This window comes from Frankia sp. BMG5.23 (assembly GCF_000685765.2).
GTDB lineage: Bacteria > Actinomycetota > Actinomycetes > Frankiales > Frankiaceae > Frankia > Frankia casuarinae.
Window position 1 is genome coordinate 1 of sequence record NZ_JDWE01000142.1, and the last position, 2,375, is coordinate 2,375.

A 2,375-nucleotide genomic window follows, 5' to 3' on the forward strand; every position below is an offset into this window, starting at 1 on the left:
GCATGTAGCGGCGCATCCGCCGTATTTCCCGTGTCATCCGACGCTGATCGTTGGTGTGGGTTCGTGGCATGGCTTCTCTTCTCAGAGGAAAACGGGGGTGTCCGGAAGCCGGACACCNCCGCGCGGCCTACAGATGAATAGAGGAAAATATGCCGAAAATCTGGTTGAGAATGCCCTGAAACGTGTCCGAGAAATTGGACTGTGCGACGTAGAAACCGAGCGCGGCGCAGGCGAACGCTTGCCACGGGTTGAGGTCAAACGCGCGGATCATGACGATGACAACGATAAGAAGCAGGAAGAGAATGGAAAAGGGAATCATCAGTGGTTGGCCTCGTCTTCGTCATCGTCAAAGTTGGTGTCATAGGCGATGCCTGCCGCGAACAACCACAGATCCTGGGCGGTCAGCCATTCCGCGAGGGTCTTGTCCCGGTGGGCTTTCAGCAGGCTCTGTACGTACCGGATTGCTTCGATACCTTTTTCGTCCTGGCCCAGAATGTCCATGAAGATGTCGTGGAGGACTGCGCTTGCCGTATAGCCGTCCATATGGGTGTCGAAGGCGTCGGCCGCGCGCTTCTCAAGGACGGCGAGCTCGCGATCATCGAACACGGCAGTCACCTCGCGAAAGGGAAGGGAGAGGGGAGAAAGAAAACGCGGGAATGGCACGGCCAACCGGCGTCGGGCACGGCCGCGGGCGGTATTCATGCTGCAGGTTGTATCCGGCTAGGACGCCTAGCAGAAAAAGATCGGCGAGCCAGACTGCAAGGGCTGTCCAGAAGAGAACGCGGTGCATTCTGGTCACGGCTTGTGTGTCCACTTCGTAATAGCCCGCGCGGCCAGAAGAATGAAAATGATAGCGATGAAGTACTTGCCGTATCCGGGGGTGGATGTCGTGGCCGCCCACGAAAATGTCCAGAGGGCCAGGGAAACCGGCACGAACACCGCGAGGAAACGCCACAGCGGCACGGCCAGAACCAGCAGGAAAAGGAATAGAAGAAGTAGGAACACAGGAACTCCCGAGGGATGGGGGCAAGCCTTCGGGGCCGTTTCTGTCAGCCCCGCCGGACACCGCCCATGTTTCCCGATGAAAAGCCGCACCGCAGGTATTAGACCGGCAAATCCGGGGGGTATTAGTGGCTGGGAGCCGGAATTCCGGGGGACCGGACCCGGACCAAACCCGGAACGATCATCAGCGCGCGGACACCCCGGACTCAACCCTGACCAAACCCGGAAAAAACCCGGATGCGTGAGCGTGCGATCACTGGCCTGCTGTGTGCAGGCGCAACGGCGTATGCACGGGACGACGGGAAGACGGATCATGACGGGCGATGACCGCCAACGGCGACTCATAGAAGATCTTGGGAGGCTTGCCGATCACGGCGTCCGGGGTCCCGAAGACATCATCAACGCCGCGCCACGCCTGCTAGCCCTCGTGGCAGCGCAGGGAGGCGAGTGGGCGGGGGGTCGTGAGGCTGCTGCACGCGGCCACACAGGCACTCGGTCACCCACGCGGGTCAGCCCTGCGGGCACTACTCGCGCTGGACCCCGCGCCGCGTGGCATGGGAGTGCGGCTCACAAAAACGGAACGGCGCCACGCCGCCAGCGTCTACTACCGGATTGAGGGAGACACCTTCCGCAAGACACACGAGAAAAACCTGATAACCGCGCTCGCGATCGAAATCGACCACCGACTCACCACCGGGCATGACACCACACGCGGTGATCATGCCGGAGACGGGCACGGCCGCATGCCATCCACGCGTCCCGGACCCAAAAACCCACCGCCACCCGCAAGCACCTTCCGTCCCCTTGCAAAGAGGGAAGCAAAAGGAGGTCCGTGATGTTCAGCCGGTTCTACCAGGAGCCCGACGGAAAAATCCCCTGGTATTTTATCGCCGTAGTCGTCCTTTTCGTCGCCGTGCCGTCCGTTATCGCCGGAGCATGGCTAGGATGGCTCACCCGATAATATGTCCAGGCCTAATACGAGAGGCATAACACACTACCCAGTTGATTTCTAGGAGACCGCACGGACCGGGGCCGCCCGGGTTGGGGTCGCCCGTCGGACCGGGGCCGGCATGGGCCGGGGTCGCCCGTATCGCTATCGATGCAGGTCACAGCGGATGCACCGGACAAGACGACAGCGTGTCGGAACTTGTCAAGATTTTTAGGACAAGATTCTTTGTGAACTAGCCTGTGTTCCGTCCCTGTCGTGATCTCGGTCGAGGGATGACTTCTGATCGTTCGGGCACGCCGTCGGCTGGTTCGGCCTGGTCATCCGGCGTGTGGTTGATCCCGGCGGGCTTCGGGAGCGGCGGCGGGACCGGGGGCTGGTTCACGAACCGTTCCGGATGCGCGGCGTAGGCCACGTCGAGGACACG

4 protein-coding genes and 1 pseudogene are annotated in these 2,375 nt (G+C 61.3%); all 5 read right to left on the reverse strand.

The genetic code is table 11. The features are described from left to right. Positions 1-127: 127 nt before the first annotated feature. Positions 128-319: a hypothetical protein gene (locus BMG523DRAFT_RS22150; protein WP_023842167.1), complete on the reverse strand. Its 192-nt coding sequence runs from the start codon at positions 317-319 to the stop codon at positions 128-130. Then, positions 319-702 carry a hypothetical protein gene (locus BMG523DRAFT_RS22155; RefSeq protein WP_131728958.1) on the reverse strand — a complete coding sequence of 128 codons (384 nt, stop codon included), beginning with the start codon at positions 700-702 and terminating at the stop codon, positions 319-321. The genes BMG523DRAFT_RS22150 and BMG523DRAFT_RS22155 overlap by 1 nt, the downstream gene beginning before the upstream one ends. A 93-nt stretch (positions 703-795) precedes the next feature. After that, positions 796-1,005: a hypothetical protein gene (locus BMG523DRAFT_RS22160; RefSeq protein WP_023842166.1), complete on the reverse strand. Its 210-nt coding sequence runs from the start codon at positions 1,003-1,005 to the stop codon at positions 796-798. 521 nt (positions 1,006-1,526) lie between these two features. Beyond that, complete coding sequence (locus BMG523DRAFT_RS25050) at positions 1,527-1,739, reverse strand: hypothetical protein (protein ID WP_134352052.1); 213 nt, start codon at positions 1,737-1,739, stop codon at positions 1,527-1,529. Between the two features lie 528 nt (positions 1,740-2,267). Beyond that, a pseudogene (locus BMG523DRAFT_RS26940) lies at positions 2,268-2,375 on the reverse strand (IS3 family transposase); the annotation flags it as partial.